General features: G+C 71.1%; 21 protein-coding genes. 14 read left to right on the forward strand and 7 right to left on the reverse strand.

Translation table 11 applies throughout. From position 1 onward, the window contains the following. Window positions 1-89: 89 nt before the first annotated feature. The 6 genes from ACZ7OY_RS17330 to ACZ7OY_RS17355 all read left to right on the forward strand — a co-directional run bounded on the left by ACZ7OY_RS17330 (window position 90) and on the right by ACZ7OY_RS17355 (window position 4,399). Complete coding sequence (locus ACZ7OY_RS17330) at window positions 90-737, forward strand: UbiX family flavin prenyltransferase (protein ID WP_351615538.1); 648 nt, start codon at window positions 90-92, stop codon at window positions 735-737. A 92-nt stretch (window positions 738-829) separates the two neighbouring features. Next, window positions 830-1,285: an Lrp/AsnC family transcriptional regulator gene (locus tag ACZ7OY_RS17335; protein WP_152892286.1), complete on the forward strand. Its 456-nt coding sequence runs from the start codon at window positions 830-832 to the stop codon at window positions 1,283-1,285. Window positions 1,286-1,345: 60 nt separating this feature from the next. Beyond that, on the forward strand, window positions 1,346-2,509 hold the full coding sequence (mqnE, locus tag ACZ7OY_RS17340) for an aminofutalosine synthase MqnE (protein WP_351143161.1): 1,164 nt from the start codon (window positions 1,346-1,348) through the stop codon (window positions 2,507-2,509). A gap of 87 nt (window positions 2,510-2,596) precedes the next feature. Then, a complete protein-coding gene (locus tag ACZ7OY_RS17345; protein WP_471912162.1) occupies window positions 2,597-3,121 on the forward strand; it encodes a GNAT family N-acetyltransferase in 525 nt (174 codons plus the stop codon). Window positions 3,122-3,220: 99 nt separating this feature from the next. Beyond that, on the forward strand, window positions 3,221-3,544 hold the full coding sequence (locus tag ACZ7OY_RS17350; RefSeq protein WP_471912163.1) for a DUF4229 domain-containing protein: 324 nt from the start codon (window positions 3,221-3,223) through the stop codon (window positions 3,542-3,544). Between the two features lie 99 nt (window positions 3,545-3,643). After that, window positions 3,644-4,399: a TetR/AcrR family transcriptional regulator gene (locus ACZ7OY_RS17355; protein WP_471912164.1), complete on the forward strand. Its 756-nt coding sequence runs from the start codon at window positions 3,644-3,646 to the stop codon at window positions 4,397-4,399. On the opposite strand, the gene ACZ7OY_RS17360 is transcribed toward ACZ7OY_RS17355, so the two are convergent. Further along, on the reverse strand, window positions 4,396-5,301 hold the full coding sequence (locus tag ACZ7OY_RS17360) for a MaoC family dehydratase (protein WP_471912165.1): 906 nt from the start codon (window positions 5,299-5,301) through the stop codon (window positions 4,396-4,398). The genes ACZ7OY_RS17355 and ACZ7OY_RS17360 overlap by 4 nt on opposite strands. 348 nt (window positions 5,302-5,649) lie before the next feature. On the opposite strand from ACZ7OY_RS17360, the gene ACZ7OY_RS17365 reads away from it, so the two are divergent. Further along, on the forward strand, window positions 5,650-7,572 hold the full coding sequence (locus ACZ7OY_RS17365) for an AMP-dependent synthetase/ligase (RefSeq protein ID WP_471912166.1): 1,923 nt from the start codon (window positions 5,650-5,652) through the stop codon (window positions 7,570-7,572). Between the two features lie 9 nt (window positions 7,573-7,581). Here the strand turns inward: ACZ7OY_RS17365 and ACZ7OY_RS17370 are convergent, their stop codons facing one another. Both ACZ7OY_RS17370 and ACZ7OY_RS17375 read right to left on the reverse strand, forming a co-directional pair. Then, on the reverse strand, window positions 7,582-8,301 hold the full coding sequence (locus ACZ7OY_RS17370; RefSeq protein WP_471912167.1) for a class I SAM-dependent DNA methyltransferase: 720 nt from the start codon (window positions 8,299-8,301) through the stop codon (window positions 7,582-7,584). A 169-nt stretch (window positions 8,302-8,470) separates the two neighbouring features. Further along, window positions 8,471-8,674, reverse strand: a complete 204-nt coding sequence (locus tag ACZ7OY_RS17375) for a cold-shock protein (RefSeq protein ID WP_037627265.1) — start codon at window positions 8,672-8,674, stop codon at window positions 8,471-8,473. Between the two features lie 297 nt (window positions 8,675-8,971). Here ACZ7OY_RS17375 and ACZ7OY_RS17380 point away from each other — a divergent pair, with 297 nt between their 5' ends. From ACZ7OY_RS17380 to ACZ7OY_RS17390, 3 genes are all read left to right on the forward strand, one after another. Next, window positions 8,972-9,820 (forward strand): menaquinone biosynthetic enzyme MqnA/MqnD family protein, encoded by an 849-nt coding sequence (locus ACZ7OY_RS17380; RefSeq protein WP_471912168.1) that lies wholly within the window; start codon window positions 8,972-8,974, stop codon window positions 9,818-9,820. Between the two features lie 194 nt (window positions 9,821-10,014). Continuing rightward, a complete protein-coding gene (locus ACZ7OY_RS17385) occupies window positions 10,015-11,796 on the forward strand; it encodes a serine/threonine-protein kinase (RefSeq protein ID WP_471912169.1) in 1,782 nt (593 codons plus the stop codon). Window positions 11,797-11,892: 96 nt separating this feature from the next. After that, the gene (locus tag ACZ7OY_RS17390; RefSeq protein WP_471912170.1) at window positions 11,893-16,548 is read left to right on the forward strand and encodes an FtsK/SpoIIIE domain-containing protein; all 4,656 of its coding nucleotides are present in this window, start codon (window positions 11,893-11,895) and stop codon (window positions 16,546-16,548) included. Window positions 16,549-16,669: 121 nt separating this feature from the next. On the opposite strand, the gene ACZ7OY_RS17395 is transcribed toward ACZ7OY_RS17390, so the two are convergent. Beyond that, window positions 16,670-16,930, reverse strand: coding sequence for a WXG100 family type VII secretion target (locus ACZ7OY_RS17395; RefSeq protein WP_152885541.1), 261 nt, complete (start codon window positions 16,928-16,930; stop codon window positions 16,670-16,672). A 228-nt stretch (window positions 16,931-17,158) separates the two neighbouring features. On the opposite strand from ACZ7OY_RS17395, the gene ACZ7OY_RS17400 reads away from it, so the two are divergent. From ACZ7OY_RS17400 to ACZ7OY_RS17415, 4 genes are read left to right on the forward strand one after another with little or no spacing between them, the layout of a single operon-like run. Further along, on the forward strand, window positions 17,159-17,419 hold the full coding sequence (locus ACZ7OY_RS17400; protein WP_385522212.1) for a hypothetical protein: 261 nt from the start codon (window positions 17,159-17,161) through the stop codon (window positions 17,417-17,419). Between the two features lie 49 nt (window positions 17,420-17,468). Further along, a complete protein-coding gene (locus ACZ7OY_RS17405; protein WP_471912171.1) occupies window positions 17,469-18,308 on the forward strand; it encodes a hypothetical protein in 840 nt (279 codons plus the stop codon). Between the two features lie 23 nt (window positions 18,309-18,331). Beyond that, a complete protein-coding gene (locus tag ACZ7OY_RS17410; RefSeq protein WP_471912172.1) occupies window positions 18,332-19,783 on the forward strand; it encodes a PE-PGRS family protein in 1,452 nt (483 codons plus the stop codon). 14 nt (window positions 19,784-19,797) lie between these two features. Further along, window positions 19,798-20,397, forward strand: coding sequence for a hypothetical protein (locus ACZ7OY_RS17415; protein ID WP_471912173.1), 600 nt, complete (start codon window positions 19,798-19,800; stop codon window positions 20,395-20,397). Window positions 20,398-20,404: 7 nt separating this feature from the next. On the opposite strand, the gene ACZ7OY_RS17420 is transcribed toward ACZ7OY_RS17415, so the two are convergent. From ACZ7OY_RS17420 to ACZ7OY_RS17430, 3 genes are all read right to left on the reverse strand, one after another. Next, window positions 20,405-21,796 carry a PE-PGRS family protein gene (locus ACZ7OY_RS17420; protein ID WP_471912442.1) on the reverse strand — a complete coding sequence of 464 codons (1,392 nt, stop codon included), beginning with the start codon at window positions 21,794-21,796 and terminating at the stop codon, window positions 20,405-20,407. A gap of 199 nt (window positions 21,797-21,995) precedes the next feature. After that, window positions 21,996-22,688, reverse strand: coding sequence for a hypothetical protein (locus ACZ7OY_RS17425; protein ID WP_471912174.1), 693 nt, complete (start codon window positions 22,686-22,688; stop codon window positions 21,996-21,998). 203 nt (window positions 22,689-22,891) lie between these two features. Continuing rightward, on the reverse strand, window positions 22,892-24,322 hold the full coding sequence (locus ACZ7OY_RS17430) for a PE-PGRS family protein (protein WP_471912175.1): 1,431 nt from the start codon (window positions 24,320-24,322) through the stop codon (window positions 22,892-22,894). Window positions 24,323-24,402 lie beyond the last annotated feature (80 nt).

Here is a 24,402-nt window from a genome sequence, read left to right on the forward strand (position 1 = left end):
TGCGGTGGATCCGGAGGTGGCGGACCGGTCCTGAGCACCAACCGTTCCACCGGTACGCTCAAGGTGTGAACGCAGGAGAAACACAGCGCGTGCCTTGGATCGTGGGGGTGTCAGGGGCGTCCGGTACGCCGTATGCCGCCGCCGTCCTGCGTGCGCTGCTCGCCGCGGGCGAGAGCGTCGACCTGGTCGTCAGCCGGGCCTCCCGGCTCACCCTGCTGGACGAGACCGGTATCTCCTTCCGGGACGCGCACTGGCGCGACGACCTGCGGGACTGGCTGGCGCTCGGCGCGGACGGCAAGCCGGACACCTTCGCGACGGACCTCGGCGGGGTGCGCTACTGGAACGCCGGAGACCTGGCCGCGGGCCCGTCCTCGGGGTCGTACCCGGCGAAGGGGATGCTGATCGTGCCGGCCTCGACGGCGTGTGTCGCGGGGGTCGCGCTCGGTCTGTCGAAGGACCTGCTCCAGCGGGTGGCGAGCGTCACGCTCAAGGAGCGCCGCCGCCTGGTCGTGGCCGTCAGGGAGACCCCGCTGAACGGCCAGACCCTGCGGCACCTGGTCGCCCTGGACGACGCGGGCGCCAGTGTCGTACCGGCCTCCCCGGCGTTCTACGCGGGCGCCACCCACATCCAGGACCTGGTGGACTTCGTGGCCGGCCGGGTCCTCGACGCGGCGGGCGTCGGGCACACCCTCTACCGCCGTTGGCAGGGCGAGCTCGGCGGTTCCCGCCCGGCCTGAGCGGCCCACGGCGGCCAGGCAGTACCAGCACCATCCTCGACTTCAGGAGGTCCGGGCCCGCCCGGACCCATTCAGCGGAAGGCTTCGATCGCATGGACGCGGTGGACAGGCAGCTCATCCAGGCCCTGAGGGAGAACGGCCGGGCCTCCTACGCGGAGCTGGGGCGCCTCGTCGGCCTGTCGGGACCCAGCGTCACCGACCGCATCAACCGGCTGGAGGCGGCCGGTGTCATCACCGGATACCGAGCCACCGTGAACGCCGCCAGCCTCGGCCTCGGCGTCATCGCACTGATCGGCATCTCGCTGTCCGACGCGGCCGACCACGAGGACGTGGCCCGGCGGCTGAAGGACCTCGGCGAGATCGAGGACTGCTGGTTCATCGCGGGCGACGACTCGTTCATGCTCAAGGTGCGCGCCAGTGACGTGGACGGCCTGGAGCGGATCATCCGCCGGCTCAGCGGGACCAAGGGCGTCTCCCGGACCCGGACCACCATCGTGCTGTCCACGAAGTGGGAGAACCGGGTGGGTGAGCTGCCGGAAGAGGTCTAGGACCTCGGGCGTACGGTTGGCAGGGTTCGTCGGCAGGTCGAAAGGGAGAGGCAGAAACACATGGACGTCGGGCTCAAGCGCGAGCTGGAGGACAAGGTCCGGGCCGGTGAGCGGCTCACCCGTGAGGACGGCATCGCGCTGTACGAGTCGGACGACCTGGCGTGGCTCGGCGGTCTCGCGCACGAGGTGCGCACCCGCAAGAACGGCGACGTCGTGCACTTCAACGTCAACCGTCATCTCAACATGACGAACGTGTGCACCGCGTCCTGCGCGTACTGCTCCTTCCAGCGCAAGCCGGGCGAGAAGGACGCGTACACGATGCGCATCGAGGAGGCCGTCCGCCTCGCCAAGGCGATGGAGGGCGAGAACCTCACCGAGCTGCACATCGTCAACGGGCTGCACCCGAACCTGCCGTGGCGGTACTACCCGCGCTCCCTGCGCGAGTTGAAGGCCGCCCTGCCGGACGTCTCGCTCAAGGCCTTCACGGCGACCGAGATCCACCACTTCGAGACCATCTCCGGGCTGACCGCCTCCGAGATCCTCGACGAGCTCATCGACGCCGGTCTGGAGTCCCTGACCGGCGGCGGCGCCGAGATCTTCGACTGGGAGGTCCGGCAGCACATCGTCGACCACCGCACCCACTGGGAGGACTGGTCGCGCATCCACCGGCTCGCGCACGAGAAGGGTCTGAAGACCCCGTGCACGATGCTGTACGGGCACATCGAGGAGCCCCGCCACCGGGTCGACCACGTGCTGCGGCTGCGTGAGCTCCAGGACGAGACCGGCGGCTTCCAGGTCTTCATCCCGCTGCGCTACCAGCACGACTTCGTGGACATGAAGGACGGCAAGGTCCGCAACCGCCTCCAGGCGCGCACCCAGATGGCCACCGGTGCCGAGGCGCTGAAGACGTTCGCGGTCTCCCGGCTGCTGTTCGACAACGTGCCGCACGTGAAGGTCTTCTGGGTGATGCACGGTGTGCAGACCGCCCAGCTCGCCCTGCAGCACGGCGCGGACGACATGGACGGCTCGGTCGTCGAGTACAAGATCACCCATGACGCCGACAACTACGGCACGCCGAACAAGCTCACCCGGGACGACCTGCTCGACCTGATCCGTGACGCGGGCTTCCGCCCGGTGGAGCGCAACACGCGCTACGAGATCATCCGCGAGTACGACGGACCGGACCCGGCGCGCCGCGAGTCCCCCCAGCCGATGCGGGTCTGAGACGGTTCCGTGCCGCGGCGGGACGAGGTGGCCGGGGCGGGGCATGCGGCAGTCCGGGTGACGTCATGTAATGCGTACACTCCAGGCATGCCCCTTACCTTCACTCTCGATCCCGCCGTCGATCCCGCCCTGCGCGACGGCGTCCTCGACCTGTGGACCGAAGTCTCCAACGCGGGCGGCTCCGTCGGCTTCGTGCCGCCCGTGGTGCGCGAGGACATACGCCCGGAGCTCGTCAAGCACTTCGTGGCCATGGCCGAGGGCCGTACCCGGCTGCTGGTCGGGCGCGACGAGCGAGGGGGCGTCGCCGCGGCCGCGTTCCTCACCTTCAACACCCACCGGCTGATGAAGCACTGGGTGTGGCTGTACACGGTGATGGTGCACCCGCGGCACCAGGGCAAGGGGTACGGCCGCGACCTGCTCGCGGCCGCCGCGGACTCGGCCCGCACCTTCGCCGGCATCGACGCGATCCGGCTCACCTGCCGCGGCGGCAACGGCCTGGAGCGGTTCTACGGCTCCTGCGGCTACAAGGAGGTCGGGCGGGTGCCCGGCGCGATCCGGGTGGCACCGGGGGACGACCGCGACGACATCACCATGCTGCTGCCCCTGCTGTGACTGCCCGGCCCCGCCGGTGGGGCCGGGGACCCGGCATGCTTCACTGGACGATGCCCTATGGGACGTTCGGAAGTATTCGAGACGGAAGAGTGGATTGAGATGCTCCGCTACACGCTGATGCGCCTCGGCATTTTCGCGGGCTGCTTCGTGGTCGTCTGGGGCCTCGTCTACGCCGGTGTCGTCCCGCACGGCCTCGGCGGCTCCAACATCATGTGGGTCGCCCTGCTGTCCCTGGTGGTCTCGGCGCCCATCAGCTTCGTGGTGCTGCGCAAGGAGCGCGACCGTGCCTCCGTCCAGGTCGCCGGACGGGTGGACCGGATGAAGGCCAACCTCGAGTCCAGCCGGTCCCAGGAGGACGACGCGGTGGACGCCGTGGCGGACGTCACGCAGGACGCCTCCGGCGCACAGCGCCAGGCCTCCTAGGACAGGTCCTGGGCAGTTCGCTGCTCGGCGAGCCGTTTGCCGGGCGACCCGGGTGTCGCGTCCCACGGGACGGCCGCGGCGCCCAACTATCCTTTCCCCATGGGTGCCGTGAAGACCAAGCGGATGCCGCGTGCGGTCCGTGAGCAGCAGATGCTGGACGCCGCTGTGCGGATCTTCGGCCAACGGGGCTACATGGCCGCGTCGATGGACGAGATCGCCGAAGTCGCCGGTGTGTCAAAGCCGTTGGTCTATCTGTACCTGAACTCCAAGGAAGACCTCTTCACCGCCTGCATCCGCCGCGAGGCCGCCGCGCTCACCGAGGCCGTGCAGTCCGGGGTGCGGCCGGGGCTCGGCGCGGACCGTCAGCTCTGGGACGGGCTGCGGGCGTTCTTCACCCACACCGCGCAGCACCCCGACGCCTGGTCCGTGCTGCACCTCCAGGCCCGTACGCACGGGGAGCGGTTCGCCGCCGAGGTCACGGCGATGCGCGAGGAGATCGTCGCGTTCGTGACCCGGCTGATCGAGGCCGCCGCGCGGGAGGCCCGTCCGGGGTCTCTTGGCTGCGCCGGGGCGAGCGGCCGCCGCCGGACTCCCGACGGGCCGGACCTCGACGGGCGGGACCGCGTCGGGCCGGAGCCCGCCCCCGGCCCCGATCTGCCCGAGCGCGAGGCGGCCGGGCTCGCCGAGGCCCTGGTCGGAGCCGCCGAGTCCCTGGCGGCCTGGGCCAACACCACCGAGGGTGTCTCGGCCCGGCAGGCCGCGGCCACCCTGATGAACTTCGCCTGGGCGGGCCTGGGCAACCTGATGGAGGGGCGCCCGTGGTCGCCCACGGACCCCGACCACCCGGGGCACTAGCTCCCGTCCGGGCCGGGCGTCAGCGGGTCCACCTGCCCGCGCACGTGGACGCGCCCGTCCGCTCCCCTCAGTCCGAAGTGTCCGCCCGCCGCCGCGTATTGCACGGTCCCGGGCAGCAGCACCGGTGACCGGAACTCCGCCCGCACCCGGGCGGAGGGCGCGGTGCCGTGTGCGGCGAGACAGCGGGCCACCGTCCACATGCCGTGCGCGACGGTGCGCGGGAAGCCGAACAGGCGGGCGGTGAGCGGGTGCAGATGGATGGGGTTGCGGTCGCCGGAGGCGGCACCGTAGCGCCGCCCCAGATCGGCGGCGAGGCGCCACTCGGCGACCACGGGGAGCGGATCCGGGCCCGGCTCGCCGTCGGCCGGCCGTGACGCGGAGGTGGAGCCGGCCGTGCGGTGCCGCGCCAGATACGTGCTGCGCGACTCCCAGACGACGGCGCCGCCGGCCCGTGCCTCGGTCACCACGGTGGCCTCGGTGCCGCGTCGGTGCGGCGCCAATCCCGCGATGTGCGCGCTGAGTTCGTAGGCGCCCGTGACGGGCAGCGCGGTGTGCCGGACGATCTCGATCGAGGTGTGGACCAGACCCGGCAGCGGCAGCGGGAAGTCCCGGCCGCTCATCAGCCGCATCGCCAGCGGGAAGCCCAGGACGTGCGGGTAGGTGATCGGCAGCGCGTCCTCGCCGGTGGCGAAGCCGCACACCCGCTCGTACGCGGTCAGTCGTACGAGGTCGACGCGCAGGTCCGGCAGCACCAGGCGGGTGCGCGGGAACGCGGCGTCGGGGGCCGGGCGCCGGAAGGCGGAGCGCAGGGTGCCGCGGGCCAGCAGCGGGGTGAGCGCGGGGGCGCGGGTGAGGAGCAGGCCGGGCGCGGGGCCGGCGGCGCGCGCGGTGCGGTCGGTCATGTCTCCCACTCCCCGGCCGGGTCCAAAATGCTTACTCTGGAGTAAGGTTACCGCAGGTAAGTCTAGGTCGGGAGGGGGAAGAGGGATGGGGCGAGACCCTTGGGTCCGACGCCGGACCCGCCGTCGCGCACGGGACGTGAACGTTCCTCACGTCATCGCCGATGTTGCACACCCCTGGCCCCGGACCGACCCGTAACCGGCACAGCCTCATCACAGGAGCCTCGTACGCTTCCTGCCTGACCGCCGGTAACCTCCTCTTCGCGGGCCCTCGCCGGTGACCGCCTCGGCGCGCGAGGCACGTACCAACGCAAGCGGCAGCCCCACCGCCGCACGCCACAGGAGCCGCCCGTGTCCACTGCCTTTCCGACCTCCGCCGCGTTCGCCGACGCCGCAGGGCCGCTGCTCGTGGAGCCCGAGACACGGCGGCTGAACGGTGCCGTACGGGAGGCCTGCGTACCGCCGTTCGCCCCGCCGGTGACCCACGGGTCCCTCGCCGACCTGCCCTTCGAGAACGCGGAGGCGGCACCGGACGCCGTCGTCCTCAGCCGCCGGGCCGGGGGCGACGGGCCCTGGCGGGACGTGACCGCGGCCGGGTTCGCCGCCGAGGTGCAGGCGGTGGCCAAGGGGCTGATCGCCGAGGGCCTGGTGCCGGGCGACCGGATCGCCGTCATGTCCCGGACCCGCTACGAGTGGACCCTGCTCGACTTCGCCGCCTGGGCCGCCGGCCTGGTCACCGTCCCCGTCTACCCCACCTCGTCCGTCTTCCAGACCCGGTGGATCCTCCAGGACTCCGGCGCGGTCGCCCTGGTCGCCGAGACCGCCGCCCAGGCGGCCGCGCTCGGCCCGGAACTGGAGCGGCTGCCCGACCTCAAGCACCTGTGGGTGATCGACAAGGGCCATCTGGACCGCCTGGTGGAACTCGGCGAGGAGGTGCCGGACCAGGAGGTGGCCGTACGGCGGGGGGTGCTCGTCCCCGACACCCTGGCCACCCTGATCTACACCTCCGGCACGACCGGGCGGCCCAAGGGCTGCGTCCTGACCCACGGCAACTTCTTCGCCGAGGTCGACAACGCCATCGAACTGCTCCACCCGATCTTCCGGGCCGGGATGAAGGAGGAGGTCTCCGTCCTGCTCTTCCTGCCCATGTCCCATGTCTTCGGCCGCATGGTGGCGATCGCCTGCGTCCGCGCCCGGGTGCGCCTCGGCCACGCGCCGAGCCTGAAGCCGCAGGACCTGCTGCCGGACCTGGCCGAGTTCCGGCCGACCTGCCTGCTGGCGATCCCGTACATGCTGGAGAAGATCTTCAACACCGCCCGGGCGCGGGCGGAGGCGGGCGGCCGGCTGTCCTCGTTCGACCGCGCGGCGGCCGTGGCCCGCCGCTACGGCGAGGCCCTGGAGGCCAGACAGACCGGTACCGGCCCCGGCCCGTCGACCGCGCTGAAGACGGCCCGCGCCTTCTACGACCCCTTGGTCTACCGCCGCATCCGCAACGCCATGGGCGGCCGCGTGCGCTACGCCATCTGCGGCGGCTCCCCGCTGGGCCGCCGCCTGGCCGCGTTCTACGCGGGTGCCGGCATCGAGATCTTCGAGGGCTACGGGCTGACCGAGACCACCGGGGCGTCGACGGTGACCCCGCCCCTCAGACCCCGGCTGGGCACCGTCGGCTGGCCGTTGCCCGGCACCCGCATCCGGGTCGCCGCCGACGGCGAGATCCTCCTCGGCGGCGACCACGTGCTGCGCGGCTACTGGGACCCGGCGGCCGGCGGCGTCGTCCCCGCGGCCCCGGACGGCTGGCTCGCCACCGGCGACATCGGCGAACTCGACGACGACGGCTACCTCACCATCACCGGCCGCAAGAAGGAGCTGCTGATCACCGCGGGCGGCAAGAGCGTGGCCCCCGCCCCCATGGAGAACTGGCTGCGCTCGCACCCCCTGATCTCGCACTGCATGCTCCTGGGCGACGCCCGTCCCTACGTCACGGCGCTGATCACCCTCGACCAGGACGGCGTCGCCCACTGGCGCCGGATGAACGGCAAGCACCCGGTCCCGCCGGAACTCCTCGTCGACGACGACGAGTTGCGGGCGATCCTGCAACGCGCGCTGGACGAGGCGAACAGACTGGTCTCCCGGCCGGAATCCATCCGCCGCTTCGCCGTCCTGCCCGTCGACTTCACGGAGGAGGCAGGCCACCTCACCCCGTCGATGAAGCTCCGCCGCGAGGCGGTCATGCGGGACTTCGCCCGCGAGGTGGAGGGGCTGTATCCGGGCTGAGGGGCGCAGTCACTTCGAGGCGTTCGCCGCCATCTGGGGCTTGTCGGCGATGAGGAAGGCCTGCGGGACCAACTCCTGGAGGGCGGGGTCGGGCTCGCGTACCGTCCGCGAACGCAGTACGAAACCGGCGTCCGCCAGCAGCCCGGCGATCAGCTCGGGCCGCCGCCGCCGGAAGTCCAGCGACACCGGGTGACCCCAGGGCCGGTCGTGGTGGCGTGGCTCGTCGCCCACCTGGAAGGCGATCAGCAGATGCCCGCCGGGGGCCAGGACGCGGTGGAACTCCGCGAACAGGGCGGGGAGCCGGTCCAGCGGCGTGTGGATGGACGAGTACCAGGAGAGCGCCCCGGCGAGGGCGCCGTCGGGGAGGTCCAGGTCGAGCATCGAGCCCTGCTCGAAACGCAGTCCCGGGTTCTCCCGGCGGGCGATGGCGAGCATCGACTCCGACAGGTCGAGACCGGACATCGAGAGCCCCAGCCGGGCGAGGTGCCCCGTGGTCCGGCCGGGCCCGCAACCGAGGTCCACCACCGGACCGCGGTCGCCCACGAGCTCGGCGTACGCGCCGAGGATCGCCCGCTCCAGGGGCCGGCCGACGAGCTCCTCGCGGAAGCGGTCGGCGTAGTCCTCGGCGATGGCGTCGTAGAAGGTGCGGGTGGTGGCGAGGAAGTCGGTGTCGCTGCCGGTACCGGTCTCGCTGCCGGACACGGGGGGCGTGGTGGCTTCGGAGGTCATGGCCGGGGACCGTAGCGGGCGCCACTGACAACCGGACCGGCCGGCCGTGAAGGGTCGAGCCGGGTGCGCCCCGGGCAAAAGGCAGGAGCCCCGTCGCCGGATGGCGCGGGGCTCCTTGGGTACTGCTATCTGATCCGAATCAAAGCTTCGGGCTCGAAGAGCCTAAGGCTTAGAGCGGGGTGACGTTCTCCGCCTGCGGACCCTTCGGGCCCTGGGTCACGTCGAAGGAGACCGACTGGTTCTCCTCGAGCGAACGGAAACCGTTGGCGTTGATCGCGGAGTAGTGGACGAAGACGTCGGGGCCTCCGCCTTCCTGGGCGATGAAGCCAAAGCCCTTTTCGGCGTTGAACCACTTCACGGTTCCGGTAGCCATAAGCCCTCCTTGGGCCCAAAGGGTCGCCCTGCTCCAGAACCCTGCAAGTGTGAAAACTGTGCCGCACAACTGCATACGTCTGAAAACGACTAGAGCCCGCGGTCACATGCTCCGCAGGCTCTGTACTGCAAGGGAAACCAAACTGCAACTTGCGGCGAGCCTAGCACGCGGTAGGCCGAATGCAATAGAGGTCAAGATCACGTCACTCGGACGTTTGAAGCCGATCGGATGAGGTTGACAAATCGTCCTCGCGGGGGTGCCCGCTGTCCGGCTCGGTCCAGGGTCTAGCCTCCCGATGTGGACAATCCTCGCACCCGGCCGCGTGTCGGCCACATCCAGTTCCTCAACTGCCTGCCCCTGTACTGGGGGCTCGCGAGAACAGGCACGCTTCTCGACTTCGAGCTCACCAAGGACACCCCGGAGAAGCTCAGCGAGCAGCTGGTGCAGGGGGACCTCGACATCGGGCCCATCACCCTCGTCGAGTTCCTGAAGAACGCGGACGACCTGGTCGCCTTCCCCGACATCGCCGTCGGCTGCGACGGCCCGGTGATGTCCTGCGTGATCGTCTCCCAGGTGCCGCTGGACCGGCTCGACGGCCGCCGGGTCGCCCTCGGCTCGACCTCGCGCACCTCGGTCCGGCTGGCCCAGCTGCTCCTGGCCGACCGTTTCGGCGTCCAGCCGGAGTACTACACCTGCCCGCCCGACCTCAGCCTGATGATGCAGGAGGCGGAGGCCGCGGTCCTGATCGGCGACGCGGCGCTGCGCGCCAACCTGCTGGACGGCCCGCGCTACGGCCTCGCCGTGCACGACCTGGGCGCGCTGTGGAAGGAGTGGACGGGCCTGCCGTTCGTCTTCGCGGTCTGGGCGGCCCGGCGGGACTATCTGGAGCGCGAGCCGCTCATCACGCGCCAGGTGCACGAGGCGTTCCTCGCCTCCCGCAACCTCTCCCTGGAGGAGGTCGGCAAGGTCGCCGAGCAGGCGGCCCGCTGGGAGGCCTTCGACGAGCGCGTCCTGGAGCAGTACTTCACCACGCTCGACTTCCGCTTCGGCGACCCGCAGCTCGCGGCGGTCACGGAGTTCGCCCGCCGGGTCGGCCCGACGACCGGCTTCCCGGCGGACGTGAAGGTGGACCTCCTCCAGCCGTAGCGCCTGGCCGGCGGCAGGGGCCGCGGGCGGCGGCCGCACACCGGGGCTGTCCGGCGGACCGAGTCGCAGGAAAGCCTGTCCGGCGGATCGAGGCGCGGAAAGCAACGATGCCGTGCCAGGCCCCGCGTCCGGGGCCTGATCCGCCGGACAGGCCCTAATCTGCTGCTGTGTCCTACGGGGGAGAGGCGGACATCATGCAGCCGCTCGCAGCCGACGAGCCCACTGCCGTCGGGCCCTACCGCCTGCTCGGCCGGCTCGGATCCGGCGGGATGGGCCGGGTCTACCTGGGCCGCAGCGCCGGCGGCCGCACGGTCGCGGTCAAGATCGTGCACCCGCACCTCGCGCTCGACGAGGAGTTCCGTGCCCGCTTCCGGCGCGAGGTCGAGGCCGCCCGGCGGGTCGGCGGTGCCTGGACCGCCTCGGTGCTGGACGCCGACCCGTCCGCGCCGGTCCCCTGGGTGGCGACGGCGTACGCGGCGGGCCCGTCCCTGGCGGCCGCGGTGGCGGACGGCGGCCCGCTGCCCGAGCACTCCGTACGGGCGCTGACCGCGGGCCTCGCCGAGGCGCTGGCCGCCGTGCACGACCTGGGCCTGGTGCACCGGGACGTGAAACCGTCGAACGTCCTGCTCACCCTCGACGGCCCCCTGCTCATCGACTTCGGCATCGCCAGGGCGACCGACGGCACCGCCTCCCTGACCTCGACCGGCGTCTCCGTCGGCTCACCCGGCTACATGGCGCCCGAGCAGATCCTCGGCGGCGGCGTCACCGGCGCCGCCGACGTCTTCTCGCTGGGCGCGGTCCTGGCGTACGCGGCGACCGGCGAGCCGCCGTTCCCCGGGGACTCCTCGGCCGCGCTGCTCTACAAGGTCGTCCACGAGGAGCCGCAACTGGGCGGCCTGGAGGGCGACCTGCGCGCGACGGCGCAGGCGTGCCTGGCCAAGACGCCGGGCGAGCGTCCGGCACCCCGCGAGGTGGCCCGGCGGCTCGCACCGGACGGCGCGGCCCGGCTGATGGCGGGCGGCTGGCTGCCGGGCCCCCTGGTCGAACAGGTCAGCCGCAGCGCCGTACAGCTGCTGAACCTGGAGGCGGCCCAGGCCGCCGAAGCGGTCCCTTCGGGGCCGGTGGGCTTCAGCAGCGCGTCGGTGGAGGCGACGGCCGCGGCGGGCGGGTTCGGGCCGCCGCCCGTGATGCCGCCGTCCGTGACACCGTCGGACGAACGGACCCCGGCCGGGCCCGCCGCGCCGCCCCTGCCCGGACCGCGCGACGCCCACCCGCGGGACACCGCCCCCGCGGCCGCACCGGAACCGTCGTCCCCGGCCCGCCCCGGCAAGGTCTCCGTGACCGTGGCGGCGACGTCGACCCCGGGGGAGCGCGGCCGGGGACGGCGGGTCAGCTGCACGCTGGCCCTCGCGGTGGCCGGGGCGCTGGCCGCGGTGACGGTCGGCTCGGTGTTCGTCCTCGACCTGCTGCCGGACGGCGGCCACGGCTCGTCGGCGAGCAGCGACAGCTCCCGCTCGGCCGCCGCCACCGACCCCGCGACGCCGTCCACCGGCGCCTCGGCGCCCGCCAGCGGCCGCGCGACGCCATCGGCCGAACCGTCTGCCCCCGCCGGTTCGGCCACCGGCACCGTTCCCACCCGCTACCTCGGCACCTGGGAGGGCCAGGGCAGCGGTCTCGACGGCACCGTGCCCATGGGGACCTTCCGGCTCACCGTCCGACGAGCCTCCGTAGGACAGGAGTTGGGCAGGGTCCGGCAGACGGACCTGTTCGGCGGGGTGTGCAACGACATCCTCACCCTGAAGTCGGTGACGGCGACGGAGATCGTGGCGACCTCCGTGGGCGCCGAGGGCAACCACGACGGCTGCAACCCGGCCGCGCACACCGTCCGACTCGCCCGCACCGGCGACGACTTGACGTACACCTCGGACAGCTCGGCCGAGGGCAATCCGGTGGCCCGCATGTCGAAGGTCGGTTAGCCGAGCGGCTGTTGTCTCCGCGTTCCCCCGTCGCTCCCCGGCGCCCCGACTGTCACTACTGTGTCTGCGGAAGCGAACACGGGGAGGACGACCACGATGCGGATGCTGGTCACGCTTGTGCACGAAGGCGGTGCGCCGCAGGACGTCGTCGTCACTGCGGACGACACGGCCACGGCCGGCGACGTCGCCGAGGTGCTGGGGACGGCCGTGGGACGGGCCGCCCCGCCGGCGGGCGGTATGCCGGGCAACGTCGTACCCATGCGCGGTACGTCACTGGTCCCGCCGCCCGGCCAGGGGGCGGCGGGGACCGGGGCGCCGTCCCTGTGGGCGGACGGCATGCTGTGCGACCCGGCGGCCCCGGCGGCCGGGGTGCTGCGCGACGGGATGCGCATCTCCGTCGACGACGCGATAGGCCCGCTGCTGCGCAAGGGCGAGCCGGCCGGGCAGTACGAGCTGAGAGTGGCCGGCGGTCCCGCCGCCGGACGGGTGGTCCGGCTCGGCGTCGGCGTGGCCACGGTGGGCTCGGCGCCGACCTGTTCGCTGCCCCTGCCGGACCCCTCGCTGCCGCCGGTCGCGCTGCGGCTGACCGTCGACCTCCAGGGCAACACCACGCTCGCCGCGGAGGGCGGGGCCGAGGTCCTGCTCGACGACGAGCCGCTGACGGCCGGCGGCGCGGGAACGGCCGCAGCCGCCGGAAAACCGGGCAAGGCGGCCAAGGGGGCCAAGGGAGCCAAGGCGGGTGCCGTCGGCAGGGCGGGCGGTGCGGCCGGTACGCCGTGGCCGCTCGGCGGTGTCGTCCGGGTCGCCGACTCGCTGCTCGTGCTCGACCGGGTGGCCGAGCCCGACGCCCACCTCTCCGCGATGAGCGAGGGCGGCCTCGCCTACAACCGTCCGCCCCGGCTGAACCCGCTGCGGCCCCGGCGGCGCATCGTCGTACCGCTGCCGCCGTCGAAGAACGAGCGGGCGCGGTTCCAGTTCATCATGGCCTTCATCCCGATGCTCTTCGGGCTGACCATGTACTTCGTCACCAAGCAGATCTACATGCTGCTGTTCTGCGCGATGAGCCCGCTGATGATGATCGGCCAGTGGTTCAGCGAGAACCGCGAGGGCAAGAAGAAGCACAAGACCTCCCTCAAGCAGTACAAGAAGGACCTCGCCGAACACCAGGTGGAACTCGCCCAGTTGGCCAAGGAGGAGCAGCACGGCCGCCGCGAGGACAGCCCCGACCCGGCCGAACTCCTCCTCTTCGCCACCGGCCCGCGCCGCCGCCTGTGGGAGCGCCGCCTCACCGACCCGGACGTCATGCAACTGCGCGTCGGCGTCGGCGGCCTGCCCTCCGACGTCGAGATGGTCATGGGCCGCGGCGGCACCTCGTACGACGAGGAGACCCCCGAACCGCCGGTCCTGCCCGACGTCCCGGTCACCCTGCCCTTCGCCCGGCTCGGTGTCGTCGGCATCGCCGGCGACCGGGCCCGCGCCCTGTCCACCGCCCGCTGGCTGAGCGTGCAGGCCGCCGTCCTGCACAGCCCCCGCGACCTCTCCCTCGTCTCCCTGTCCGCCACCCCGGCCGCCGGCGCCGACTGGGACTGGGCGCACTGGCTGCCGCACACCGACCCCGACCAGGGCCAGGACTGTGTCGCGCTGGTCGGCTTCGACTCCGAGGGCATCACCCGCCGGGTCAACGAACTCCTCAACGAACTCGCCCGGCGCAAGGCCGCCCGCGAGCAGAACAACATGATGGGCCAGCTCTACCCGGACCCGAACATCCTCGTGATCCTCGACGGCGCCCGCCTGCTGCGCCGCGTCCCGGGCGTGCCCCAACTCCTCACCGAGGGACCGCAGAACGGCATCATCGCCCTGTGCATCGACGAGGACGAACGGCTGCTCCCGGAGGAGTGCAAGGCCGTCGTCGCCTGGTCCCCGGACGCCGCCCACCACGTCCGCGTACGCGGCTACGGCATGGAGGGCGTCGGCGACATCCTCGCCGACCAGGTCACCCCGGAGTGGTGCGAGCTGCTCGCCCGCTCCCTCGCGCCGGTGCGCGACGTCAGCCGTGACGACGCCGACAGCGCCCTGCCCACCGCCGCCCGGCTGCTGACCCTGATCGGCCTGCCCGACCCGACCGGCGCGGACGTGGAACGGATCTGGCGGGCGGGCGGCTCGACGACGTCCGCGCCGGTCGGCATCGCGGCCGACGGCCCCTTCGTCCTGGACATCCGCCGCGACGGCCCGCACGCGCTGGTCGCGGGCACGACGGGTGCCGGCAAGTCGGAACTCCTCCAGACGATCATCGCCTCGCTGGCCATGGCCAACCGGCCGGACGCCCTGAACTACGTCCTCATCGACTACAAGGGCGGCAGCGCCTTCATGGACTGCGCCCGTCTGCCGCACACCGTCGGCATGGTCAGCGACCTCGACGCCCACCTCACCGAACGGGCCCTGGCCTCGCTCGCCGCCGAACTCCACCGGCGCGAAAGGATTCTGTTCGACGCCGCCGCCAAGGACATCGAGGACTACAACGACACCCGCAAGCTCCGCCCCGAGCTGGAGCCCATGGCCCGACTGGTCCTGGTCATCGACGAGTTCGCGTCCCTGGTCAACGAACTCCCCGACTTCATCGTCGGCTTGGTCGACATCGCCCGCCGAGGCCGCTCCCTCGGGGTCCACCTGGTCCTGGCCACCCAGCGCCCGGCGGGTGTGGTGAGCGCGGACATCCGGGCCAACACCAACCTCCGTATCGCCCTGCGCGTCACGGACGCCGCCGAGTCGACGGACGTCATCGACGCCCCCGACTCCGGCGCGATCGCGAAGTCGACGCCCGGCCGCATGTACGTCCGCTCCGGCGCCCAGTCCCTGGTCGGCGTGCAGTCGGCCCGTATCGGTGGCCGCCGACCGGCCACCGGGCAGACGGGTCCGAAGGCGACGCTGATCCCGTTGCAGTGGAACTCCTACGCCCGCCCCCTGCCCAAGCGGGACGAGGCCGAGGACGACGGCACGATGGTCACCGACCTCGCGGTCCTGGTCGACGCGGTGCGCGACGGCGCGCAGCGGATGGGCTTCGGCGAGCAGCGCAGCCCCTGGCTGCCGCCGCTGGCTGAACTGGTGACCCTGGAGGAACTGGAGTCGTACGGCACACCGGGCGGTGCCGCCACGGGGGAGAGCGCCGGTGCCCCGGCGGGGCAGATCGCCGGTGGCCCGGCGGGGCAGATCGCCGGTGGCCCGGCGGGCGCGGACGTGGCCCCCATTCCGTACGGCCTGATCGACCTGCCCGCCAAGCAGAGCCGCAAGCCGCTGTCCCTGGACCTGGTGCACGGCGAGCACACCCTGCTCCTGGGCGGTGCCCGCTCGGGCCGCTCCACCGCCCTGCGCACCCTCGCGGGCTCCCTGGCCCGCTCGGCCTCCCCGCACGACGTGCACGTCTACGGCATCGACTGCGGCTCCAACGCCCTGCTGCCCCTGATGCGGCTGCCGCACGTCGGCGCCGTCGTCACCCGCGACGAGCCCGACCGGGTCCGCCGGCTCATCGACCGGCTGCTCGCGGAGATCGCCCGGCGTCAGCAACTCCTCGCGATGGAGGGCGCGTCGAGCGCCGCCGAACAGCGTGCCTCGGCCGCCCCGGAGGACCGCCTGCCCTGGATGGTGCTGCTCCTGGACAGCTGGGAGGGCTTCGCCTCCACCTTCGAGGCCTACAACTACGGCCAGTTGCTCGAAGCGGCCCAGCGGATCTTCCGGGAGGGCTCCGCGGTGGGCCTGAAGGTGGTCATGACGGCCGACCGCAGCGGCCTCAGCGGCCATGTCTCCTCCGCCTTCGCCGACCGGCTGGTCATGCGCTTCGCCGACTCCAACGACTACTCCACGGCCGGCCTCCAGGCCCGCGAGGTGCCGAAGAACATGCCTCCCGGCCGCGCCCTGCGCATCACCGACACCGGTGTGGACGAGACCCAGATCGGCCTGCTCGCGGCCGAACCGGCAGGCCAGGCCCAGGTCAGGGCGCTGCGTGAGATCGCCGAGGAGGCGCGCACCCGGTACGGCCGCATCCCGGCCGCCCGCCGGCCGCTGCGCGTGGACGCCCTGCCGACCCGGATCACGGCCACCGAGGCCCTCGCCCTGGACCCGGACTTCACCCCGCCGTCGCCCCTGTGGGCCCTCGTCGGCGTCGGCGGCGACGAACTCCACCCCATCGGCATCGACCTGGAGGAGAACGGCCCCGGCTTCGTCATCGCGGGACCCCCGAAGTCCGGCCGCTCCACCCTGCTGCTGGCCGCGACCGAGTCACTGCTGCGCTCGGGCACCCCGGTGGTCCTGGTCGCCCCGCGCCGCTCGCCGCTGCGCGACCTGGCGGGCCGTCAGGGCGTCCTCGGACTGCTCAACGCCGACAGCCGGGAGGACGACCTGGAGGAACTGACGGGCGCCGCCCCGAACGGCTCCTACGTCGTCGTGGTCGACGACGCCGAACTCCTCTACGACACCCGCCTCGACGAGGCCCTCGAAGCCGTCGTCCGCAAGGGTGCCGACGGCGGCATCGGCCTCCTCGCCGCCGGTGCGACCGACAGCCTCTCCGGCCAGTACCGCGGCTTCTCGGTCGAGGCCCGCAAGTCCCGCAACGGCCTGCTGCTGACCCCGCAGTCCCCTTCGGAGGGCGAGCTCTTCGGCATCCGGCTGCCGGCCAACAGCGGCGGCGGTCCGGCCGGCAGCGGCCTGTTCGTGTCCGGCGGCTCCTACATGCCGGTGCAGGGCGTCATGAACGGCTGAGTCGCCCGTCCCCCTTCGGGGTGATGTACGTCAGTGAACGACCGGGGCGCCCGGCCCGGGATCCGCAGATCCCCGGCCGGGCGCCCCGATGCATCGCGACAATCGCGCGGCTCGCCCGGAATCAGGTGGCGCGCTCGATGTTGTCGGCGCTGGTGTTCGCCGACTTGCTGGCGTCGTTCAGCGTGTCGACCCACTTCTCGAAGGTGGGCTTCACGTCGTGCCAGTCGTCACGGAAGCGATCGGCCTTCGGACCCTTCCAGAAGCCCGTGCTGTCGGCAGTGGCCGCCTGGAGGTCCTTGATCAGAGCCTGCAGGTCGTTGGCCTTGCGCGCATAGAGCTTGGAGAGTTCCCGGAGCCGTCCGAGATCTGCACCGCGATCCATAGCGAATCCTCCCCGTGTAGTCGTCAGAAACAAGCGGACTGTCCGTTTGCAACAGTGGACGCTACCGCACCATGCGCAGTTCCCGTCCAGAGCTGCCGAAGATGCGATCATCCGGTGAACGAACCGTGTTCACCCCGTTCATCCGGTTCATCCGGGCCAGGGGGTTCACTCGGAACGCCCGTGCCGCGCCAGTATGCTGGGGCCCTTGAGACACCGGGGGAGACTGCTATGGCGAATCCAGACATACAGGAACTCAACCAGCGGGCCAGTCAGTTGACGTCTCTGGCCGACCACATCGACTCGCTGGTCGACTCGGCCAGGAACCACAGCACGACGGGGATGAAGACCTGGTCCGGCCCGAACGCGGACGACGTGCGCGGCAGGCTCAAGACCTGGACCACGACGTGCGGGACGGTCGCCAAGGCGCTGCGTGACGAGGCGCATCGGTGCACGCAGGACGCCAACGACCTCAAGGACAACAAGAAGTAAGCGGTGAGAGCCGGCAACACCGCCGGTTTCACGGGAGGATTGCAGACCAGTGCCCTCGTACGACAGCTCCCGAGCCCGTTTCCGGCTGGCCGACCGCCATGTCGCCGTGTTCGCCCACCTCCTGGACGGCGAGACGCCTCCCGAGGAGCTGTGGGAGTCGCTGGTCGAGCTCCAGCGCGTCGGCCTGGTCGGCGAGGAGGGCGAACTGGCCCCGGTGCTGCGGGACCTGCTCGGCGCCCTCGCCGACCCGATGGTGATGATCCAGGTGGAGGTCACCGGCGAGCACGGCGCGGTGAACCACGGTGTGGTCGTGGGCCAGGACGCCGTCATCTCCCACGACGGCTGGCCGGGGGAGGAGGAGTCCGAGTACGTCTCCATCGAACCCAACACCCTCGTCTGGGAGTTGGCCCGCAAGGTCAACCTGCACCGGGGTGAGAAGCCGCAGGAGGGCGCCCCCGGGGTCCGCATCGAGACGACGATGGCCGCGCTGGACGCCGCGTTCGTCGCCCTGGACGAGCCGGGCCCGGACGACGAGGCCACCCTCGCCAACGTCGGCAAGGCCCTGGTGGACGCCGACGCGAGCCTCGCGTCCCCGGCCCTGGAGCAGTTCCGCGACCTGGTGGTCGCCCTCAACGCCACCTGGCGCGTCACCACCGCCTGGGACGGCCTCCACGACGGCAAGCGCTCCGCGATGATCCGCGCCCTCGCCGTCTGGGACTGCGGCCCCCTCGGCTACTGGATCCGCGAGAAGCCCGAGGAGCCCATCCTGCCCGGCCAGGTCGGCCCGGACAGCCCCCTCGTCCTCACCCTCTCCAACTCCGCAGAGGTCTGGGAGAAGCTCACCGACCTCCTCCCGGACAAGGAAGAACTCCTGATCGAAGCCGAGTAGCGATCCGCTGACGGCCACCGCACATGAGGAACGTCGACCCCGAGGACCTCGACCACCTCGCGAGACTGCTCGACGGCCGGGGCGGGGCACGGGACAGGCTCGACGAGGCCTTCACCCGCGCCGCGCGCCTGGGCGTCACCGCGGACCTGACCCCCCTCAAGCCCCTGCGCACCTGGCTCCCCGACACGGCCGCGGACCTGCGCCGACGGGCGGCCATCGCAAGACTGGAGGACGGAGACCTCACGGCGGGCCTGAGGTGGGCCGGGTTCGACGCCGGGGACATCGCCAGGGCGGCCGTCTACACCCAGGCCCCCGGAGTCCTCCTCCTGGCCAACGCCCTGGCGACCGACGACACCCCCGGCACGGACGCGTTCCGACGCCGGAGCGGGGAGTCCCTGGACGACTGGGTCGACCGCATGAGGGCCCACGGCATCGCCGGCATCCCGGCCCTCAAGCCGTACGAGCCGGAGATCGCCGAACTCCTCGGCGACATCAGTGACGTCAGGACCACGCTCCGGCACGGCGGCCTGGCCACCTTCCACGGGGTGAACCTGACGAAGGTCCTGGTGGGGAACTCCGTGACCCAGGGATACTTGAGCGGCCGAAAAATATGGGCCGCGGATCTCCTGAAGCGGCTGCCGGGGCGATACGCCTGGGCTCCCGGGAAGTTCACCGAATGGGGTAACAGGCTGGCCAAATGGGAGCCTCCGGTGCGATCTCTCTCCGCGCCGGGTTCATGGCTTCCGGGGAAGCTGGCGGGTTTCGCATCCCGTAACGGCACATACCAGGATGTCGCACGGGTCCCGTTCGTCAACAATCAGGTGGCCACCCGGGTGGGCGATGCCTTCGACGTCGTTCGACGCAGCCAGGTCATGAACAGTCGCATCCTGTTTGGAATGAGCGGGAACAAGCTCATTGACGGGCTGGTCGGATCGGACAGACTTGCGCGGATGTATGGCGGTTTGACGCATGCCGGAAAGATTCCGGGCCGGGCGGGAAACGCCAGTTACTGGAAGGTCGGCAAGAACGTCTACAACGACGCCCGTCTGTTCGGCAAGGGGCGCTTTGCCGCTGCTGGAGAAGGTTTCAGGGTGGCAGGCAGGATGGGCGGGGCCCTGCGAGCCGTCGGTGTTGTCGGTGGGGTGTTCGCCACGGCGTACAGCGGCGCGAACGTGTGGTCCCAGGGAGATCCGGGACGTCATTTCGGCAGCAGAACCGAAGGGGCCAAGTACGTCGGCGATGTGAGCGAGACCCTGTTCAACGCCTCGTTGACGGCTGCCACGGTCGCTCCCAATCCCTTCACCATCGGTGCTGTCGTGGTGACCGGAGGGGTGTACGCAGGTGCCAAGGTCGTCGAGCACTGGGACGGCATCAAGAAGGGTGCCGGGCAGGTCACCAAATGGGCCGGCGACAAGACCAAGGACTTGGGCAAGAGTGTCGCCAGGTCCAAGGCGAATCCCATGAACTGGTTCTAGCCTCAGGAAATCCCATGCCGAGCGGAGAGCGAATGACGAAGAGTTTCGAATTTGAGCTGGTGCCCGTTCATGACGGCCGGATCGCGAACGGGTATTCCGGTACCGTTGGCGAATTCGGCGGGGTGCGGGTGTACAGCCCGTCCGGAACGACCCTCGACGGCCCCCTGAGGCAAGCAGTCGTGCAGGGCGATCAGTTTCCGGAGACTCTGTTCAGCGGAGGCAGCGGTGTACTCCCCTCGCTGGACGGGGGATGGCTGAAGGTCGACCAGACGCTTGTCCGGATGGATCTCAAGGTCAAAGGGGTTCGCAAGGGATCCCGCCGGCTGGAGATGACGTACCGCGAGCGAAGCTACACCTACACGTCCTACGGGCCCATGAAACAGGCCCGGCTCAAGCGCGAGGGCGTGACCGTCACGATCGACCGGGGCCGCTACATCCCCAAGGTCGGCGGCACCCGGGCCGGCAAGGCCGAGGGCGAGGCCGACGCCACGGATCTCGCCATCGCGATCGTGCTGGAGGAGGTCGACAGGTCCGCCCTGACGACCAGCGGCGCCCTGCTGGCGATCCCGGCGAACTTCCTCTTCGGCCGGGGCCGGGACGAGGGGACACCGTGACCGCCGGTCAGAACCAGTTCATCGGATTCGCCTTCGACTTGGCGATGCTCTTGCCCAGGTCGCTCGCCTTGTTGCCCACCCAGTCGGCCGCCTTGCCGGCCCCCTTGGTGATGTCGTCCCAGTGCTCGACGACCTTGGCGCCGCCGTAGATGAGGCCCGTGCCGACGGCGAGGCCGATGGTGATCGGGTTGGGGGCGATCATGGCAGCGGTGAGGGACGCGTTGAAGCCGACCTCGGCGACGTCGGCGACGTACCCCGCGCCGTTGCGCTTGAAGGCCTCGATCGGGTTGCCCTGCGAGATGACGTTGGCGGCGCTGAACCCCGTCGACACCACACCGCCGACGATGCCCGCGCCACGCAGGAACCCGGCGGTCTTGGCGGCGGCGCCGAAACCGGCCCGCAGGGCGCCCGTGTCGCCCGCCGCGCTGGAGGCGTTGGAGAAGACCTTGACGAGGCTCGCGCCGCCGGCCCGGGTGACCGGCGTCCCCGCGTGGCTGAGCCCGCCGAACGTCTTGGCCACCTCGTCGGAACCGACCACGAAGTCGATGGCGTTGTTGAGACCGAAGCTGCGCATGAGGGGCGTGCTGCGCACCCAGTTGTACCCGTCGCCGATGAGGTCGGCGCGCACGCCGCCGGACATCGGGATACGGCTGGCGTTCTGGTACAGGGAGCTGCCGGAGGCCAACCGGCCGAGCTGGCCGGGCAGCCAACTGCCGGGAGCGCTCAGGGAGCGGATCTTCGGCGACCACTTGATGAGGCCGTTTCCGGCCGAGCGTATGAGTCCGTTGTCGGAGCCGCGCAGGACCACGCCGAGCCGGGTCTTCCAGGTGCGCAGGGCCCCGGCCTTCAGGGAGTTGCCCAGCAGCACCTTGGTGAGCGAGGCTCCCTGGATGGTGACGAACGCCGAGGCGGTGGTGACGGCACCCCAGTCGCCGAACAGGCCGATCATGGTGGCGATCGTCTCTTCGTGCGGCTTGAGCCCCGGTATCTCCGAGATCGCGTGCGCCTTGAGCCGGTCGAGGTAGTCGGCGAGGGACTCGTCAGGGCGGCGCTTGAAGACGTCGGTGCCCGGATCGTCGCTGGCCGCCACCGAGTTGGCGAGCAGCATCTCGTCGGGCGAGAGCCCCTTGTACGCCTCGATGTCCTTGGCGCTGAACCCCGCCCAGCGCAGCCCCGCCTCCGGATCCCCGCTCTCCAGCCGGGCGTAGATCGCCCGCTTGCGCAGATCGGGAGCCGTGTCCTTCACCCATGAACGCATGGGGTTGAGCGAGGCGAGCTTGCTGGAGACGCCGAGCCGCGAAGCCCGGGTGAACGCCTCGTCCAGCTTGTCCTGCACTCCACCGCGACCGTCCAGCAGTTTCGCGAGCTGGTCGAGATCGTCAGGATTGACGTTGCGCATCCCCATGCTTCATCCCCCTAGAGCACTCCCACACGGACCGGCGAGGACGGCCGCGAGTCGGCGCACCATGATACGGGCGGGGTGGTGAGGGTGCGGAGGATCAGATGTGCTGAAGCGATGCGCAAGCGAACACGCAACGCTGGCCGCCCAGTTGCCGCACCGCACTGCCCGCTGGCGTCCTGTGTTCCGCGAGTTGGGCTCAACGATCGCCGATGAGCGCGAACGCGAAGGCCAGACGCCGGTCCACCCAGCCGGCCCGGACGCTCATCCGCCCGTCGCCCTCCGAGACCATCACCACCTTGTCCTGCGAACGCCACTCCAGCGAGCGCGACTTGGCGAGCTGGTCGCCGCCTTCCGCGCCCAGGTCGCCGATGGCGTTGAACACACCCCCGAGGAACTTGCCCGCCACCCGGCCGGCGATCTCCTTGGCGTCCCCGCTCACCCACTCGTTGCGTCCCACGATCTCCGGGTGCCCCGGCTGGTCGATGCGCCAAGTGTGCTTGAACGGCCGGTGCTTGGGCGGTACGCGGGTGAGCGTCCCGATGGCCTGCCCGGCACCGTCACGCACCACATGCCGCAGTTCACCGTCGACGTCCACGGCCGGTTCGACGTAACAGAGCAGCTTCTGGGCGTAGATGTCCTCGTACAGCGTGTGTTCGGGGAGCGACGGCAGACCCGGCCGCTGGGTGTAGGTCATTCCGAGGAAGGCGCAGGGTGCGAGCACCCGCAGATCCTTGGACCCGCGGGCCACGCGCACGGCCGGCGGGCCGCCCGTGGCACGGCTGCGCTTGACCGTGACCGGTCGTTCCACCGAGGAGACGACGAACGTCTGGACGTCGGACCAGCCGACCTGTTCAACCGGCGGCTCCTGCGCCTTCTGCCTGCCGAACACCACAACACCCCTCCCTGCCCACGCCTCAAGCCCTGCCACCTCGACTGTACCCAGCCGCGCGTACGACGACAGGGCGCGGGGAGCCCCGGATCAGCCTGCGCGCAGGAGGGCGAACGCGAACGCCGGCCGGCGTTCGAACCATGCCGCCACGACCATGACCACTGCCGCGGATCCGGTCGGAGGGGGTGAGCGGGCGGCAGGCTTCAGAACCAGTTCATCGGATTCGCCTTCGACTTGGCGATGCTCTTGCCCAGGTCGCTCGCCTTGTTGCCCACCCAGTCGGCCGCCTTGCCGGCCCCCTTGGTGATGTCGTCCCAGTGCTCGACGACCTTGGCGCCGCCGTAGATCAGGCCCGTGCCGACGGCGAGGCCGATGGTGACCGGGTTGGGGGCGATCATGGCAGCGGTGAGGGACGCGTTGAAGCCGACCTCGGCGACATCGGCGACGTACCCCGCCCCGTTGCGCTTGAAGGCCTCGATCGGGTTGCCCTGCGAGATGACGTTGGCGGCGCTGAACCCCGTCGACACCACACCGCCGACGATGCCCGCGCCACGCAGGAACCCGGCGGTCTTGGCGGCGGCGCCGAAACCGGCCCGCAGGGCGCCCGTTCCGCGCGCGGCATTCGTGGCCTCTGCAAAAGAGTTGGCGAATCGCTGGCTGTTCGCGGCCTTGGTGAACACCTTGATGAGGCTGGCATTGCCGGCACGGGTGACGGGCTGGCCCGAGTGTGTGAAACCGGCGTACATCTTGGCGACGTCGTCCGACCCGACCACGAAGTCGACGGCGCTGTTGATGCCGGAGCTCTCCATGAATTCCGCTTCGCGGACCCAGTTGTACGCGTCGCCGAACAGGTCGCCGCGCACGCCGCTGGTCAGCGGAATACGGCTGGCGTTCCGGTAGAGGCTGCTGCCGGAGAACATCCGGCCGAGCTGGCCGGGCAGCCAGCTTCCGGGCGCGTTCAGGGAGCGGATCTTCGGCGTCCACTTGATGAGGCCGTTTCCGGCCGAGCGTATGAGTCCGTTGTCGGAGCCGCGCAGGACCACGCCGAGCCGGGTCTTCCAGGTGCGCAGGGCCCCGGCCTTCAGGGAGTTGCCCAGCAGCACCTTGGTGAGCGAGGTTCCCTGGATGGTGACGAACGCCGAGGCGGTGGTGACGGCACCCCAGTCGCCGAACAGGCCGATCATGGTGGCGATCGTCTCTTCGTGCGGCTTGAGCCCCGGTATCTCGGAGATCGCGTGTGCCTTGAGCCGGTCGAGGTAGTCGGCGAGGGATTCGTCCGGGCGGCGCTTGAAGACGTCGGCGCCCGGATCGTCGCTGGCCGCCACCGAGTTGGCGAGCAGCATCTCGTCGGGCGAGAGCCCCTTGTACGCCTCGATGTCCTTGGCGCTGAAGCCCGCCCAGCGCAGCCCCGCCTCCGGATCCCCGCTCTCCAGCCGGGCGTAGATCGCCCGCTTGCGCAGATCGGGGGCCGTGTCCTTCACCCATGAACGCATGGGGTTGAGCGAGGCGAGCTTGCTGGAGACGCCGAGCCGCGAAGCCCGGGTGAACGCCTCGTCCAGCTTGTCCTGCACACCACCGCGACCGTCCAGCAGCTTCGCCAGATGGTCCAAGTCATCTGGATTGACGTTTCTCATCACCATGCTTCATCCCCCGGAGAAGCTGTGGTCCTGGCTTCACATGACTGGTCGGGACCGATGTACAGGATACGGAACGG

This window comes from Streptomyces sp. NPDC107559 (genome assembly GCF_055657365.1).